The following is a 15,811-nucleotide window of genomic DNA, read 5'->3' as shown; positions in this document are numbered from 1 at the left end:
AGCAAGGAGCCCCAATGCCTCAACCCGTCTTGAACCTCGCCGACCTCGAGAACACCCTCAACCAGGTAGACGACCTCTTCTACACCTACTTCCTGGCCGCGCTGCTGATCGCCGTAGGCATCTACGTCACCATCCGCACCCGCGGCGTGCAGCTGCGCCACTTCGGCTCCATGCTGCGCGCGGTGGCCTCCTCCCGCACCGGTGCCGCCGGCGGCATCTCCTCCTTCCAGGCCTTCGCCGTCGGCCTGGCGGCCCGGGTGGGCATCGGCAATATCGCCGGGGTGGCGCTCGCCGTCGTCGCCGGCGGGCCCGGCGCCCTGTTCTGGATGTGGGTGGTGGCGCTGATCGGCATGGCCACCAGCTTCACCGAGTCCACCCTGGCCCAGATCTTCAAGGAGCGCGGCCGCGACTTCACCTTCCGCGGCGGCCCCGCCTACTACATCAAGAACGGGCTCGGCTCGAGACTCTGGGGCGCCGTCTTCGCCGGCCTGTGCATCGTCAGTGTCGGCGTGACCGTGGTCATGGTTCAGACCAACTCCCTGGCCGGCGTCATCAACGCCACTGTTCCCGAGGTGTCGCCGTGGATGGTCGGGGTGGCCCTGGTGCTGCTCACCGGTCCGGTGGTGCTCGGGGGGCTGAAGTCCGTCGCCCGTGTCACCGAGGTGGTCGCCCCGTTCATGGCCCTGGCCTACGTGCTGGTCACCCTCGTGGTCATCCTCATGCACCTCGGTGAGATCCCCGCCGTCTTCGGCCAGATCTTCCGCGGCGCCTTCGGCATGGACCAGGCCCTGTTCGGCACCGCCGGCGGCATCCTGGCGGCCGTCCTCAACGGCGTGCGCCGCGGCCTGTTCTCCAACGAGGCCGGCCTGGGCACGGTGCCCAATGCCGCGGGCACCGCCACCACCAGCCACCCCGTGCGCCAGGGCCTGATCCAGGCCTTCGGCGTATTCGTCGACACCGGCCTGGTGTGCACCGCCACCGGCCTGCTGATCCTGCTGGCCACCGACACTTACCAGCCCGGCAACGAGGGGCTGGTTGGCGCAGTCCTGACCCAGCAGGCCGTGGCCGAGCACCTGGGGGCCTGGACCACCTGGCCGATCGTCGTGCTGATCTTCGTACTCGTCTTCTCCACCGTGCTGGGCTGCTACTCCTACTCCCAGGTCAACGTCAATTACCTGGGCGGGGAGAAGCGCGCCGAGCAGGCCTTCGGCATCCTGCTCACGGCCGCCGCCTTCGCCGGCACCGTGCTGACCCTGCCGATCGTGTGGGCGCTGACCGACATCGCCCTGGGACTGCTGGGCGTGATCAACCTGGTGGTGATCGTGCGGCTGTTCCCCTGGGTGCGCGGCACCCTGCGCGACTACGAGGCCCAGCGCGCCGTAGGCGCCGAGCCGGTATTCGTCGGTCACGGCAACCCCGAGCTGCCCGGGGACGTCCTGCCCGGCGTGTGGGAGCCTCCCGTCGACCCCGCCGCGCCCTACACCCTTGACCCTTCCGACGCCACGCCTGAGAACGTGGGGAGCTGAGCCATGGACGCCATCAACGCCTTCCTTAACAGCGCCTCCAACCTGCTGTTCGGCACGATCCTGATCTGGCTGCTCCTGGGAGCGGGCGCCTGGTTCACCATCCGCACCCGCGGTCTGCAGCTGCGTCACCTCGGCTCCATGCTGCGCTCGGTGGCCTCCTCCCGGTCCGGCGCCCGCGGCGGCATCTCCTCCTTCCAGGCCTTCGCCGTCGGCCTGGCCTGCCGGGTGGGTACCGGCAACATCGTCGGCGTGGCCCTCGCCCTGGTCCTGGGCGGGCCGGGTGCCGTGTTCTGGATGTGGGTGGTGGCCCTGCTCGGCACGGCCACGGCCTTCGCCGAGGCGACCCTGGGCCAGCTGTTCAAGGTGCGCCGCGGGGACGGCACCTACCGAGGCGGACCCGCCTACTACATGGCCCGCGGCATGCGCCTGCCCGTGGTCGGCGGCGTATTCGCCGTCGTCTTCATGGTGGCCAACGGCCTGGCCATGCCCATGGTGCAGGCCAATGCCATGACTGCGGCGCTCGGCGCCTCCAGCAGCCTGACGCCCTGGCAGGGCGCGGTGATCGTGACCGTGCTCGTCGCCCCCGTGCTGCTGGGCGGGCTGCGCTCGGTGGTGCGGGTGACCGAGTGGCTCGCCCCCGTCATGGCCTGCCTGTACCTGTTCCTGGTGCTGCTCATCATCGTCACCCACCCGCTCCAGGCCCTCGCGGCCATCGGCGACATCTTCGCCGCCGCCTTCAACCTGCGCGCGGGCCTGGCCGGCGTCGCCGGCGGTGTCACCGCGGCGCTGCTCAACGGCGTGCGCCGGGGCCTGTTCTCCAACGAGGCCGGCCTGGGCGGGGCCGCCTGCGCCGCCGGCTCGGCCACGGTGGCGCATCCGGCCCAGCAGGGCTTCGTGCAGGTCTTCGGCGTGCTGGTGGACACCCTGTTCGTCTGCACCGCCACCGCCCTGGCTATCCTCATCGCCGGCCGCTCCGACGCCGCCGTGTACACCCCCGGCGTCACGGGCATCGAAGATCCGAACGTCTCCGGAACCCTCACCCAGACCGCCATCGCGTCCACGCTGGGGCAGTGGACCAGCTGGCCAATGACGCTGCTGGTGCTCGTACTCGCCTACTCCACCATCCTGGGCGCCTTCTCCTACGCCGAGGTGTGCCTGGACTACCTCACCCGCGCGCCCTGGGCGACGACGACGCTGCGCATGGCCGCCGTCGCGTGCGCCTGCATCGGGGGCGGGGCGGCCCTGACGACCGTGTGGACGCTGGCCGACGTGCTCCTCGGCGTCGGCGCCGTCCTGAACCTGATCGCGCTGGTGACCCTGACGCCGTGGGTGCTGGGCGTCCTGCGCGACTGGGAGGCCCAGCCAACCTGGGATGGTGTCGGCTGGATGCCGACCGCGGAGGTCCGCTTCGTCGCCACCGACAACCCCTACCTGCCGGGGCGGCTGCCTGGCGACGTCTGGGACGACGACGTCGACGAGTCCCTCGCATCGGGTGAACAGGTCCGCGGCGCCGAGTACTACTGATTCACCGGCGCGTCCCTCGCTGTGACGCGTTTCCGCGGCCTCCCGCGATGCCGTGAGATCGCATACATTGCGGGCGATGGGACCGGCAGACTCAATACAGTGAGCTGCATACCCGTCCCGGATCCTGGCCTCAGCGCCTGTGGCCTGGGACAGTTGCAACCGTTAAGGGCTCGTCCGCGAGGCGGTCCCGCGCGCCCGCCCACCGGCGCACCCCGACTACGTCCGGAGACCCATGAACCCCATGCTCCTGCCGACCGCCGGCCTCTTCGACGGCCCCGCCGCCGTACTCGAGAACATTTCCGACCACCTGTACGGCCAGCTGCTGGCCTGGCTGCTGATCGCCGCCGGACTGTGGTTCACCTGGCGCACGCGCTTCCTGCAGCTGCGACTGTTCCCCCAGATGCTGCGCGCCATCACCGCCTCCCGCGGCGACGTCGGCGAGGGCATGTCCTCCTTCCAGGCCTTCACCGTGGGACTGGCCTCGCGCGTGGGCACCGGCAACATCGTCGGCGTGGCCATCGCCATCACCATGGGCGGTCCGGGCGCCGTGTTCTGGATGTGGGTGGTGGCCCTGGTGGGCATGGCCACCGGCTTCGTTGAGTCCACCCTCGCCCAGCTGTTCAAGGTTGCCCATCCCGACGGCACCTTCCGGGGCGGCCCCGCCTACTACATCCACAAGGGGCTGGGGTCCAAGAAGCTGGCTAGTGTCTTCGCGGTCGTCATCACCTTCGTTTTCGGCTTCGCCTACGAGGCCACCCAGGCCAACGCCATCTCCAACGTGCTCAAGGGCACTTTCAACGTCGAGCCGTGGGTCACGGCGATCGTCCTGGTGCTGATCACCACCCCGGTCGTCTTCAAGGGCATCAAGCGGGTAGCCGCCATCACCGAGTGGCTGGCGCCCCTCATGGCCCTGGTCTACGTGATCATCGCCGTGGTCGTGCTCGTGCTCAACATCGGGGCGATCCCGGCGGCCCTCGTGTCCGTGTTCAAGGGCGCCTTCGGCGCCGACCAGGCCTTCTGGGGGCTGAGCGGCGGGTTCATGGCCGCGGCCCTCAACGGCATCAAGCGCGGCCTGTTCTCCAACGAGGCCGGCGAGGGGTCCGTGCCCAACGCCGCCGCCACGGCCACCGTGCACCACCCCGTGCAGCAGGGCTTCATCCAGTCCATGGGCGTATTCGTGGACACCATCGTGGTGTGCACCGCCACCGCCCTGATCATTCTGCTGTCCGGTGTCTACGACCCGGCCACCGCCGACCTGGATGCCGCCGGCACGCTGACCGTCACCTCCGTCGCCAATGTGCTCGGCCCCTGGGCCCAGTACCTGATGGCGATCGTGGTGTTCGTCTTCGCCTACTCCTCGCTGCTGGGCAACTACGCCTACGCCGAGGTCAACATGGACTTCCTGCGGGGCATGGGTCGGAGCCACTACGGGGTACGCGCCATGATCGTCGTCGCCGCCGCCCTCGGCGCGGTGGCCTCGCTTTCCTTCGTGTGGAACCTCTCCGATGTCGCCATGGGGGTTATGGCGATCATCAACATTGTCTCGGTGGTCCTCCTGGGTAAGTGGGCCTTCGGCGCCCTGCGCGACTGGGAGCAGCAGCAGTACGAGATCGATGAGGGACTGCGGGACACGATCTACTTCGTCGCCACCGGCAACCCCTATCTGCCTCGCGAACTGCCTGGGGACATCTGGACCGAGGAGGCCGCGGCCGAGCGCCAGAACGAGCCGACCGCGGTTCGCGCCGACTGAGGCCTCGGCGCATGCTCGCGGAGGCCCCTCGGCCCCCGCGCGAACTCATGCCTCAGCGGGTGACATGCTCGGAACTGGGCCGCCGCCCCAACCAGCGCCGGCAGCGATCATCTAGGGTCGTCCCATGAAGATCGCACGCTTCTCCACCGGAGATGAACTCCGCTACGGCATCGTCGACGGCCTGCCCGCCGATGAGGCCACCCCCTCCGGCGAGTCCGCCGGACGCCTGCTGGTGCTCAAGGGCGACCCGCTGTACACGCCCCCCGAGGCGACCGGGGAGGTGGTTCCCCTGGCGGAGGCCCGCCTCGTCTCCCCGGTGATCCCGCGCTCGAAGGTGGTGGGCATCGGCAAGAACTACGCCGCCCACGCCGCCGAGATGGGCGGGCAGGCCCCCGCCGAGCCGATCGTCTTCCTCAAGCCCAACACGGCCGTCATCGGCCCGGACACGCCCATCGTGCTTCCCTCCTGGTCCAGCGAGGTCCACTACGAGGCCGAGCTGGCCGTGGTCATCAAGTCGGTGGTCAAGGACGCCACGCCGGTTCAGGCCGCCTCCGCGATCTTCGGCTACACGGTCGCCAACGATGTCTCCGCCCGCGACTGCCAGCGCGAGGACGAGACCTGGACGCGTGCCAAGGCCTTCGACACCTCCTGCCCGCTCGGTCCCTGGATCGAGGTCCCGGAGCCGTCGACCGGCGACCGTCCCGGCTTTGACCCGGCCGACGCCGCGGTGCGCACCCGGGTGGACGGGCGGATCGTCCAGGAGGGGACGACCGCCGACATGATCCGGCCCGTCCCCGAACTGATCTCCTACGTATCGCACGTGTTCACGCTGCTGCCCGGCGACGTCGTGCTCACGGGCACGCCCGCGGGCGTGGGCGAGATCCGCGCCGGCCAGCGCGTCGAGGTCGAGGTGGACGGCATCGGCGCCTTCGGCAACCCGGTGGTGCGCCGCTGAGCCCTCTCTCGTTCGGGTGGAAGCCTTCTCGACCGGGAGCACGCGCCCGCCTCACGCCCGGGGCGGCTCGCCTCAGGCGCGCAGGCGGGCGACGGCGTCCACCAGGCGCTGCACGGTCTGCTCCTCAATGCGCCGCCCCGTGGCCAGGTTGAGCCGACAGTAGGACTCGTAGCCGACCCCGAAGGCGGCGCCGGCGTTCATCGCCACCCCGGGCTCGCGGCGGAAGAAGTCGGCCGGGGAGACGCCGTCGGGCAGGGGCAGTCCGGAGCAGTCCAGCCAGGCGAGGTAGGTGCCCGACGGGACCGTGAGCTCAACGCCGTCGACCGCGGAAAGCGCCTGCTCCACCAGCTGGGCGTTGTTACGCACATACGCCCGCACGCAGGCGTTCCACTCCCGCCCGTCCCGCAGGGCGGCCACGGTCGCCCGGGCGCCGAGCAGTGACGCCTCGTTGGCCAGGTGCCGGGACAGCGGGCTGTCCTCCCAGACCCGGCGCGCCCCGGCGGAGGCGATCAGCTGGGCGCACTTCAGGCCGGGCGTGTTCCAGCCCTTGGAGGCGGCGGTGGCGGTGAAGGTCAGGTCGGGGTCGGCGCCTGAGCGCGAGGCGTAGGGGATGTGCGCGGTCTGCGGGTCCAGGATCAGTGAGTTGTGGATCTCGTCGGCGAAGACCGGCACCCGGTAGCGTGCGGAGAGCTCGGCGACGGCGTCGAGCTCGGCGGCGGGAAGAACCCGCCCCACCGGGTTCCACGGGTTGCACAGCACCAGCAGGCCGGCGCCGTCCGCCATGGCCGCCTCAATGCGGTCCAGGTCCAGCGCCCAGCTCACGCTCGCAGCGCCGCCGACGGAGACCGCGGTCCCCGGCCCGCGCAGGGCGGGCACCTGCACGCACTCGCGCCCGTATCTGCCGGGAATGGACAGGAACGGCATGTAGGCGGGGGTGGGCACGATCACGGGGCTGCCGGGGCGCGTGTGGTGGGCGATCACCGCGCCCAGGGCGGAGAGCACGTCCGGCAGCAGGCTCACGTCCCGTGCATCCACCCGCCAGCCGAATACCTCGCGCTGGAAGCGGGCGGTCTCCTCCTGGGCGGCCCTGCCGACGTGCGGCGGCAGGTAGCCGTAGGAGCCGTCGGTGACGGCGCGCTGCAGGACGGCGGTGACCGACGGTGCCGTACCCAGGTCCATCTCCGCCACCCAGGCGCCGATCACGTCGCCGGGGTACATGCTCCACTTCAGCGAGCCGCGCTGCCGCATGGCCTCGGGGGTGAGGGCATCGAAGGCGGCCTCGGTGGCGGCGGCGTCGAACGCGGGCGCCGGTGCGGTTGGCCCGGGGACGGGCGCCGGGGCGGGGCTGGAGACAGTCATGCGGGCAGTTTATGGAAGCCGCACGCCGAGTCCCAGAGCCAACGACGCCGACCGGCGGGCGGTGCCGTCCGCGCCGGCCGGCGACATGACGGCGCCCCGTACCCTCCGGTACGGGGCGCCGCCGGGCGGGGAGGGCACCGGGATCAGACCATGTCGTCGTTGCCGGTGGAGGAGCCGCCGGAGGACTTGCCCGGTGCGCCGTCCTCCATCTTGGCCGGGCCGGGGTTGACGATGTGCGTCCTGGAGACCAGGCGGCTCAGATCCGTTTGGTCGACGTCATCCACTCCGCAGGTGTAGCTGAGCATGAGCATGGTGTAGTCGTCGGCGGAGGAGAACACTCGCAGCCAGGAGATGTTGCGCACGGCGTCGCCGTCGTCCTCGTTGTACTGCGAGTCGACCATGATCATCTCCACCGGGTCACCCTCGGAGTCGGTGACGGAGGTGGACACCTCCTGTGTGGCGGTGACGGTGCCGTGCTCATCCTCGAGGAATTCCACCCAGCGGTCCGCCTGGTACTCGGTCTCGTCCTGGTCGCCCCAGTCGGAGCCGCCGTCGTAGTAGTACTCGGCGCTCGTGTAGGTGCAGGAGTCGGCGTTGTAGAGCTCGTTGATCCCGTCGTCGTCCAGGGTGTACACCCACCATCCGGACGCGGAGGTGGGGAAGTCCCAATAGGCGGCCCCGGCGCCGACGGCGTCGTCGTCGACGGGCGCCTGGCTCTCCCGGGTGAGCGGGCTGAGCCCGGTGGTCGGGGTGTCGGCGTCGGCGGACGAGGTGGGGTCGGGGGAGGGGGAACTGTCGGCGTCGGCGGCCTTCGAGTGCTCGGTCTCAGGGGCTGTGACCACCGGAACCTCGTCGTTGCAGGCGGCAATGCCGGGCAGCGCGAGCCCGAGCGCCAGCAGCGCCACTGCACCGCGGCGGAGGACAGGCGCCGGCCGGAGGATGGTCGTGTTCATGGGGGTGCTCCTGAGCTGGGGTTACGGGTTCATCACGTACGTTAGTGGGATATGGCGATGAGCGCCATGGGGAGCGCTCCCCGGCAGCGCTGTTCGGGGATCACATCGGGCGCGGTGGGCGACGACGTCGGGGCGCATGCGGGAACCGGCCGCACGGGCGGCTAGGGTTGGCCCATCATGAGTGACGACACCTCCAAGGCCCCGGCCTTCACCCCGCCCGCCCCCGGCTCCGCTCCGATCCGCGTCCGCTTCTGCCCGTCCCCCACGGGCACGCCCCACGTCGGCATGGTGCGCACCTGCCTGTTCAACTGGGCCTATGCGCGTCACACCGGCGGCACCTTCGTGCTGCGCATTGAGGACACCGACGCCGCCCGCGACTCCGAGGAGTCCTTCGAGGCGATCCTCGACTCACTGCGCTGGCTCGGGCTGGACTGGGACGAGGGCGTGGCCAAGGGCGGCCCTCACGCCCCCTATCGCCAGTCCCAGCGCACCGAGCTGTACCGGCAGGTAGCCGCGGAGCTGCTTGAGGCGGGTTACCTGTACGAGTCCTTCTCCACCCCCGCCGAGATCGAGGCGCGTCACCGCGCCAACGGCGAGGACCCCAAGCTCGGTTACGACGGCTACGACCGCAACCTCACCGAGGCGCAGAAGGCGGCCTTCCGCGCCGAGGGCCGCCGGCCCGTGCTGCGGATGCGGATGCCGGACGAGGACATCACCTTCAACGACCTGGTGCGTGGCCCGGTTACTTTCAAGGCCGGTTCCGTGCCCGACTACGTGGTGGTGCGCGCCGGCGGCGACCCGCTCTACACGCTCGTCAACCCCGTCGATGATGCCGCCATGGGGATCACCCACGTGCTGCGCGGGGAGGACCTGCTGTCCTCCACCCCCCGGCAGATCGTGCTGTACCGCGCCCTGATGGAGATCGGACGCGCGCAGCAGGTGCCCGAGTTCGCCCACCTGCCCTATGTGATGGGGGAGGGGAACAAGAAGCTTTCCAAGCGCGATCCCGAGTCGAACCTGCTGATCCACCGCTTCCGGGGCATGGCGCCGGAGGGGCTGCTGAACTACCTGGCCCTGCTGGGCTGGTCCCTGGCCAAGGACGAGGACGTGTTCACGCCCGCCCAGCTGGTGGCCGCCTTCGACATCACCGACGTCAACCCCAACCCGGCGCGCTTCGACCCCAAGAAGTGCGAGGCCATCAACGCCGAGCACCTGCGTCGGCTCGAGACTGACGACTTCCGCGACCGGCTGGTGCCCTACCTCGCCGACGTCTACTCCGACCCGGCCGACCCCGACTGGACGCCGCGCCCCCTGGTGAGCGCCGCCGCCTTCGCCGACCTGACGGAGCGCGAGCAGGAGATCCTCACCGCCGGCGCCCCGCTGATCCAGACCCGCATCCAGCTGCTGCGTGAATCCCGCGACATGCTCGGCTTCCTGCTGGTGGAGGACACGGCGCTCGAGGTCGACGAGCGGGCCGTGTCGCGACTGAAGGACTCCGCCCCCCAGGTGCTGGACACCGCCATCGCGGCGCTGGAGTCACTACCCGGCCCGTGGCGCACCGAGGTGCTGGAGGAGACGCTGCGCGCGGCGATCGTCGACGGCATGGGGATCAAGCCGCGGCTGGCCTTCGGGCCGCTGCGCGTGGCCGTCACCGGGCGGCAGGTCTCCCCGCCGCTGTTCGAGTCCATGGAGATCCTGGGAGCCGAGCCCTCGTTGGCCCGCCTGCGCGCCCTGCGGGACCGCCTGGGCTGACACAGGGGGCGATGCTGGAGCGGGGTTGGCGGGCGCGCATATTGGGTGCGCTCCCGCTAACCGCCCACCGGGTCTGCTTCCCCACCGAGGGCGCGGCCCGCTTCATCATCGACGGCCCGCCAACCGCACCCGGCCTACTCGCGTTTGCCTCTCAGACACGAGTTCATGCCACGTACACGAGTTTTGGAGTTCTGCACGGGTTAAACACCTGCAAACCCCCAGAAACTCGTGTGTGCGGCGCCAACTCGTGTGCGTCGTCGTAGGCAGTCACCAGGCCGACGGCGGGGGACGGCGGCCGGCCGCGCACACTGCCCGGTTGACCGCCACAGTTCGCCACCGAGGTACACCACCGAGTGTCGAGGCTCGCCTCCCCGGCGTCCACAGGCGCGGTTCGTGCACCCCCAATCCACAGGGCTCGACGCCTCCGCTGGTGCTGGGTGACGCCGGAGCCCAGGATCGGCGCATGGACGCCTATCCGACCCCGCCCTCGCTCCCGCCGGTCACCCTGTCGGCGGCAAGCAACCTGCGGCACCTGCCGCGCCGTCCCGAACTCATCCGCCTCATGCGCGGCGTTTACTACCGCCCCTCCGAGGCAGTCGAGGTCTGGCAGCAGCAGCTTGAGGCCAGCCTCGCGCGCTGCCGAGGCGCCTGGGAGACGCGTCGCAGCACAGTCGCCTTGACCCACGAGTCCGCCGCCCTGCTGCATGGTCTGTGGGTACGCGATCCCGAGCCGGATGTGTGGACCGCACTGCCACGACGCCCGTCGTCGGCCACCCTGGTCCTGCCGGGCCTGGACTTCCGGCGCGGGCGTCCGCCCCGACCTCGGTCGGCGGGAGCAGGCAGACGGCTCACACGGCTGCGGCGGCGGAGACTGGACATTCCTGCCGAGCAGCTCGTCGCGATTCAGGGCATCGTTGTGACCGACCTGCTGAGAACCGCGGTCGACTGCGCCTTCGACCTGCCCGCGTGCCAATCCATCACCATCGTCGACTCGGCTATGCGCGCCCTGGTCCGCCCGGACCGTCGTGAGCCCGCCGAGTCGCGACGACGGTGGGAGGAGGTTCGTGCCAGGCTCCTGCAGGCCGTCATGGATCAGGGCCCGCGGAGAGGAGCGGCCCGGGCGCGTGCCGTGGCGCAGATCGCCAGCCCCTTCTCCGAGTCACCGGGGGAGAGCGTCGTGCGCTGGCAGGTCGAGGCCTTCGGGCTGCCCTCCGCGGTGCTGCAGCAGCGCATCGACATTCCGAGTCAGTCACGCAGCTTCTTCCTGGATCTGGCCTGGCTGGCGCTGCGAATCGCCGCCGAGTACGACGGCCGCGACAAGTACCTGGTTACGGGCACAACCTGGGATGAGAAGGTCCGCCAGGATCTCATCCAGGAGTCATCCGGCTGGACCTTCAAGCGCTTCACCGCCGAGCACCTGCGCGACCCGACCCGGCTCGGCCAGGACGTCCTGGCGATGTTCCCCGCGACTGTCGTTGCCAAGGCCCGACGACGGCCGGCACTGTGGGATTGAAGTCCCGGCGCGCACACGAGTTTGGGTCGCGGACACGAGTTGGCGCCAGGAACACGACTTTCTGGAGGTTTGCAGGTGTTTAAGCCGTGCAGAACTCCAGAACTCGTGCGTCTGGGTGCAAACGCGTGTTCATGAGGCGAATGCGTGTGCGTGTCCGAGGCCGCATCGTCCGCTCGCGTGTCCGCCGCGGCCGCCGTCCGCGCCGTGAGGGCCCGTGAGTCGGCCGACGCCGCTGAACCTTCCGCTACCGCCCGCCGCGCGCGCGGTGTCAACTGCTCATCTTGCCGGCCTTCAGCCCCTCGATGCGGATGCCGGACAGGATTGTGTGCCACTGGTCGGCCGAGACGTTGTTGCCGCTGGAGCAGATGATCTCCACGCTGAAGTCGAGCCCGGCGTCCCCGACTGCGCGGGCGAACTTATAACCCTCCACGGACTCGCTCGTGCCGTCGTCATAGTTGAAGGTGCCGGTCCAGGTCACCGAGTACCCCTCCATGGTGCCGCCGTCGTCGCGCACCAGGTCCAGGGTCTCCCGGCCGGTCTCGTTGTAGTCGGAGATGACGGAGTCGGTCACGGGAACCAGCAGCGAGCTCATGGTGTCGTCATCCAGGCCGAGGTCATGGATGCGCTCGGAGATGTCGCGGGTCTCGTAGCCGATGCACATGCCGTTGTGGGTTCGGTAACCCTCGATGTTGCCGTTCTCGGAGACCGCGTCGGTGTTGACCACAGAGTCGTCCTGGTACCAGACGGAGGTGTCCTCGTTGTAGAACTTCAGTGACGGCGCACTCCAGGCCTCCTTGGTCTGCTTGTCCTCGGGGGCGGGGGTGGCCGCCGGTGCCTTGGAGCTGAGCGGGCTCAATCCGTTGCCCGACGACGAGCTCGCCGCGGCCGTCGGCGTCGGGGCGGGTCCGGGGGTGGAATTGCGCAGGGACAGCCCGGAGCCGCTGGAGGTGGTGGCGGAATCGGCGGCCCTGTCGGACCCGGCGCCGCAGGCGCCCAGGGCGAGGCCGGAGGCCAGACAGAGGGTGACGGCCAGGGCGCGTGCACTGCGGTGTGAGATGGGGAAGCGTGGAGAAGTCATCATTGCCTCCGGGGAGCGAGTCGGGCACGGCCTGGTAGTGCCATGGGCAACGGCAGTCTAGGGCGAGTGGCTTCACGGCGCAGCCTTTGCGGCGGGGGGAGTGCTCCCCATCTCCGGATGCCCGGGAGCGGTGCGCGGCTCCCGAGCGCACCGCCGGCGCGGGTGTGGCTGCACTCACGGCGATCTGACTTGGCGTCGGGCGGGAGGCCGTGTAAATTACCGATCGCTGCCGGGGCGCAAGCCGCTCTGGTGCACCAATCTCTTGGGGTATGGTGTAATTGGCAACACAGGTGATTCTGGTTCATCCATTCTAGGTTCGAGTCCTGGTACCCCAGCCGAGTACTGATAAGCCGTCCAATCCGCTCATCAATCATGGGGGCGATTGCGGCCTCGGTGCCTCGTACAAATTCCATATCCGAGCCCCGTTCGTCTAGCGGCCCAGGACACCGCCCTCTCACGGCGGCAGCACCGGTTCAAATCCGGTACGGGGTACGAGCCACGGTTCCCATGCGGAGCCTGTTGGCAGGCCCCGTTCGTCTAGCGGCCCAGGACACCGCCCTCTCACGGCGGCAGCACCGGTTCAAATCCGGTACGGGGTACCACCCGCTTCAGGCGTGAATTCGCCCGAGTAGCGTCAGACCCGACCCGCAAGGGTCGGGTTTTCTTGTTTCGGCCAGGCCATTCGCCGTGTGCTCGGGGTGGGCGAGCGCGGCCCGGCCGCGCGAGTGGCTACACTCGCCGCCGTGACCAACTTCCCCAAGCTCAGCGCCCCCGGCCCGCTCCCCGACGGTGCGATGCGCATCGTCCCCCTGGGTGGACTCGGCGAGGTCGGGCGCAATATGACCGTCTTCGAGGTCAATGGCAAGCTGCTCATCGTCGACTGCGGCGTCCTTTTCCCCGAGGAGGACCAGCCCGGCGTCGATCTCATCCTGCCCGACTTCACCTACATCGAGGACCGCCTCGACGACGTCGTCGCAATGGTGCTGACCCACGGCCACGAGGACCACATCGGCGGCGTTCCCTACCTGCTGCGGCTGCGCGAGGACATCCCCCTGGTCGGCTCGGACCTCACCCTCGCCTTCGTGTCCGCCAAGCTCTCCGAGCACCGCATCCATCCGGTGCTGCGGGTGGTTCAGGAGCACGAGCGGGTCGCCTACGGGCCCTTCGACCTCGAGTTCGTCGCGGTCAACCACTCCATCCCGGATGCCATGGCCGCCATGATCCGCACCGGTGCAGGCTCGGTCCTGATCACCGGAGACTTCAAGATCGACTCCCTGCCCATCGACGGGCGCATCACCGACCTGCGCTCCTTCGCCCGCTTCGGCGACGAGGGCGTGGACCTGTTCTGCGTGGACTCCACCAACGCCGAGGTCCCCGGCATGATCGGGCATGAGAACCAGATCGGCCCGGTCCTGGACGGAGTCTTCGCCGAGTCCGACCAGCAGATCATCGTGGCCTCCTTCGCCAGCCACGTTCACCGCGTCCAGCAGGTGCTCGACGCGGCCGCCCTCCACGGACGCCGGGTCGCCCTGATCGGCCGCTCCATGGTCCGCAACATGGGGATCGCCGCCGAACGCGGCTACCTCAACGTCCCCGAGGGCGTACTCATCAACGCCCGCGACCTGACCTCGCTGCCACCGGACGAGCGGGTGCTGATGGTCACCGGTTCCCAGGGCGAGCCGATGGCCGCGCTGTCCCGCATGGCGCACGGCGAGCACCGCTCCGTCACCGTGGAGCCCGGGGACACGGTCATCTTCGCCTCCTCCCTGATCCCCGGCAACGAGAACTCCGTCAACCGGGTCATCAATCAGCTCATGCGCCTGGGCGCGCGCGTGGTCCACCAGGGCAACGCCAAGGTGCACGTGTCCGGCCACGCCTCCTCCGAGGAGCTGCTGCACGTGTACAACATCGTCGGTCCCCGCAACGTCATGCCGATCCACGGTGAGGTCCGCCACCTGGTGGCCAACGGGGCCCTGGCGGTCAAGACCGGGGTGGATCCGGGGCGCGTGATGCTGTGTGAGGACGGCGTCGTTGTCGACCTGCACGAGGGCAGGGCCAGGATCGTCGGCCAGGTTCCCTGCGGCTACGTGTACGTGGACGGCTCCTCGATCGGCGAGATCGATGAGACCGAGCTCAAGGACCGGCGCATCCTCGCCGAGGAGGGCTTCGTCTCGGTCTACGCCGTGGTCGAGACCTCCACCGGCACCATCCTGGCCGGACCGGACATCCAGGCCCGCGGCGTCGCCGAGGACCCCTCCGTGTTCGACGAGATCCTGCCCGATGTCACCAGCGCGCTCGCCGACGCCCTGGACAAGGGCAACGCCGACGCGCACTCCCTCCAACAGGCGATGCGCCGCACCCTGGGGAGATGGATCGGTCGCCGCCTGCGCCGTCGGCCCATGATCGTGCCGGTGGTAATCGAAGCATGAGCGCGCTTCGCAGCACCCTGATCAGCAAGGAGAACGGGCACAAGGCCATGCGCCGGCCCGCCTGCTTCATCTCCACCGGCTCCGTACTGATCGACCTGCCCCTGCACGTCGAGCGCATCCCCGCCCCCGGCGGCGCCGTCACGGCCACCTCCGCCGGACCGACGGTCGGCGGCGGCTACACCGTCGTCTCCGCCGTCGCCCGGCAGGGCCTGCCCGCTGCTCTGGCCGCCACCCTGGGCACCGGGCCGAACTCCGCCCAGGTGCGCGAAACCATGATGCACGACGGCGTGGAGCTGCTGGTGGAGGAGCTGGTCGGCGACATCGGCACCTGCACCACCCTGATCGAGCCCAGTGGGAGGCGCACCTTCATCACCACCGAGGGTGTGGAGGCCGAGCCCCAGCTGGAGGATCTTCAGCGTCTCGAGCTGCAGGCGGGCGACTGGGTCTACGCCACCGGCTACGACCTGGTCCACCGCTCCAGCCGGGATGTGCTCACCTCCTGGCTGTTGGACCTGCCCGACGGCGTCGGGCTCGTCGTCGACCTCGGCCCCGTCCAGCCGGAGATCCCCGACCGGGTGCTGCTGCCCATCCTGCGCCGCACCACCCTGCTGACCGGCAATCACTTCGAAACCACCCAGTTGACCGCCCGGCTGGGCAGCCCCGAGGCCATGCGCCGCGCCTGCCCTGACGGGCTGCTGGTACGCCGCACCGGCGTACACGGCTGCGTCCTGTGGCCCGCCGACGGCGATCGCATCGAGGTGCCCGGCTTCGCCCGCGACGTGGTGGACACCACCGGCGCCGGCGACACCCACACGGGCGTGCTGGTGGTCGGTCTCATGGACGGTCTCGACGTCGTCGCCGCCGCCCGCCGCGCCAACGCCGCCGCCGCGGAGGCCGTCAGCCGGATCGGGCCCGCCCGCGCCCCGCGCCGAGACGAGATAGACGCGTTCCTGCGCGAGTAGCCCGGCGTGG

General features: G+C 70.0%; 11 protein-coding genes and 3 tRNA genes. 11 read left to right on the top strand and 3 right to left on the bottom strand.

All coding sequences use genetic code 11. The features are described from left to right. Positions 1 to 14: 14 nt before the first annotated feature. The 4 genes from BLR49_RS01100 to BLR49_RS01085 all read left to right on the top strand — a co-directional run bounded on the left by BLR49_RS01100 (position 15) and on the right by BLR49_RS01085 (position 5,755). A complete protein-coding gene (locus BLR49_RS01100; RefSeq protein ID WP_245690279.1) occupies positions 15 to 1,526 on the top strand; it encodes an alanine/glycine:cation symporter family protein in 1,512 nt (503 codons plus the stop codon). A gap of 3 nt (positions 1,527 to 1,529) precedes the next feature. Next, positions 1,530 to 3,050: an alanine/glycine:cation symporter family protein gene (locus BLR49_RS01095; RefSeq protein WP_092532116.1), complete on the top strand. Its 1,521-nt coding sequence runs from the start codon at positions 1,530 to 1,532 to the stop codon at positions 3,048 to 3,050. Positions 3,051 to 3,291: 241 nt separating this feature from the next. After that, positions 3,292 to 4,800 (top strand): alanine/glycine:cation symporter family protein, encoded by a 1,509-nt coding sequence (locus tag BLR49_RS01090; RefSeq protein WP_425425745.1) that lies wholly within the window; start codon positions 3,292 to 3,294, stop codon positions 4,798 to 4,800. A gap of 124 nt (positions 4,801 to 4,924) precedes the next feature. Continuing rightward, a complete protein-coding gene (locus BLR49_RS01085; RefSeq protein WP_092532110.1) occupies positions 4,925 to 5,755 on the top strand; it encodes a fumarylacetoacetate hydrolase family protein in 831 nt (276 codons plus the stop codon). Between the two features lie 72 nt (positions 5,756 to 5,827). Here BLR49_RS01085 and BLR49_RS01080 read toward each other — a convergent pair whose 3' ends face one another. Both BLR49_RS01080 and BLR49_RS01075 read right to left on the bottom strand, forming a co-directional pair. Then, positions 5,828 to 7,114: a MalY/PatB family protein gene (locus tag BLR49_RS01080; RefSeq protein ID WP_092532106.1), complete on the bottom strand. Its 1,287-nt coding sequence runs from the start codon at positions 7,112 to 7,114 to the stop codon at positions 5,828 to 5,830. Positions 7,115 to 7,257: 143 nt separating this feature from the next. Continuing rightward, positions 7,258 to 8,067, bottom strand: a complete 810-nt coding sequence (locus tag BLR49_RS01075) for a hypothetical protein (RefSeq protein WP_092532103.1) — start codon at positions 8,065 to 8,067, stop codon at positions 7,258 to 7,260. 177 nt (positions 8,068 to 8,244) lie between these two features. On the opposite strand from BLR49_RS01075, the gene gltX reads away from it, so the two are divergent. Continuing rightward, the gene (gltX, locus tag BLR49_RS01070) at positions 8,245 to 9,819 is read left to right on the top strand and encodes a glutamate--tRNA ligase (RefSeq protein WP_092532100.1); all 1,575 of its coding nucleotides are present in this window, start codon (positions 8,245 to 8,247) and stop codon (positions 9,817 to 9,819) included. Between the two features lie 463 nt (positions 9,820 to 10,282). Then, positions 10,283 to 11,332 carry a hypothetical protein gene (locus tag BLR49_RS01065; protein WP_092532097.1) on the top strand — a complete coding sequence of 350 codons (1,050 nt, stop codon included), beginning with the start codon at positions 10,283 to 10,285 and terminating at the stop codon, positions 11,330 to 11,332. A 268-nt stretch (positions 11,333 to 11,600) separates the two neighbouring features. Here the strand turns inward: BLR49_RS01065 and BLR49_RS01060 are convergent, their stop codons facing one another. Beyond that, entirely contained in the window at positions 11,601 to 12,410 is an 810-nt protein-coding gene (locus BLR49_RS01060) for an RAD23 family protein (RefSeq protein ID WP_245690278.1), read from the bottom strand. Between the two features lie 263 nt (positions 12,411 to 12,673). Between BLR49_RS01060 and BLR49_RS01055 the strand changes: the two genes are divergently transcribed. The 5 genes from BLR49_RS01055 to BLR49_RS01035 all read left to right on the top strand — a co-directional run bounded on the left by BLR49_RS01055 (position 12,674) and on the right by BLR49_RS01035 (position 15,801). After that, positions 12,674 to 12,745 (top strand) — tRNA-Gln (locus BLR49_RS01055). A gap of 84 nt (positions 12,746 to 12,829) precedes the next feature. Continuing rightward, a tRNA-Glu gene (locus BLR49_RS01050) sits at positions 12,830 to 12,902 on the top strand. Positions 12,903 to 12,936: 34 nt separating this feature from the next. Continuing rightward, positions 12,937 to 13,012, top strand: a tRNA-Glu gene (locus tag BLR49_RS01045). Positions 13,013 to 13,204: 192 nt separating this feature from the next. Next, positions 13,205 to 14,839, top strand: a complete 1,635-nt coding sequence (locus BLR49_RS01040) for a ribonuclease J (RefSeq protein WP_092533308.1) — start codon at positions 13,205 to 13,207, stop codon at positions 14,837 to 14,839. 47 nt (positions 14,840 to 14,886) lie between these two features. Further along, positions 14,887 to 15,801, top strand: coding sequence for a PfkB family carbohydrate kinase (locus BLR49_RS01035; protein WP_092533305.1), 915 nt, complete (start codon positions 14,887 to 14,889; stop codon positions 15,799 to 15,801). Positions 15,802 to 15,811 lie beyond the last annotated feature (10 nt).

Source organism: Actinomyces ruminicola (genome assembly GCF_900103885.1).
Lineage (GTDB): Bacteria > Actinomycetota > Actinomycetes > Actinomycetales > Actinomycetaceae > Actinomyces > Actinomyces ruminicola.
This window is presented reverse-complemented; position numbering and strand designations above follow the sequence as displayed.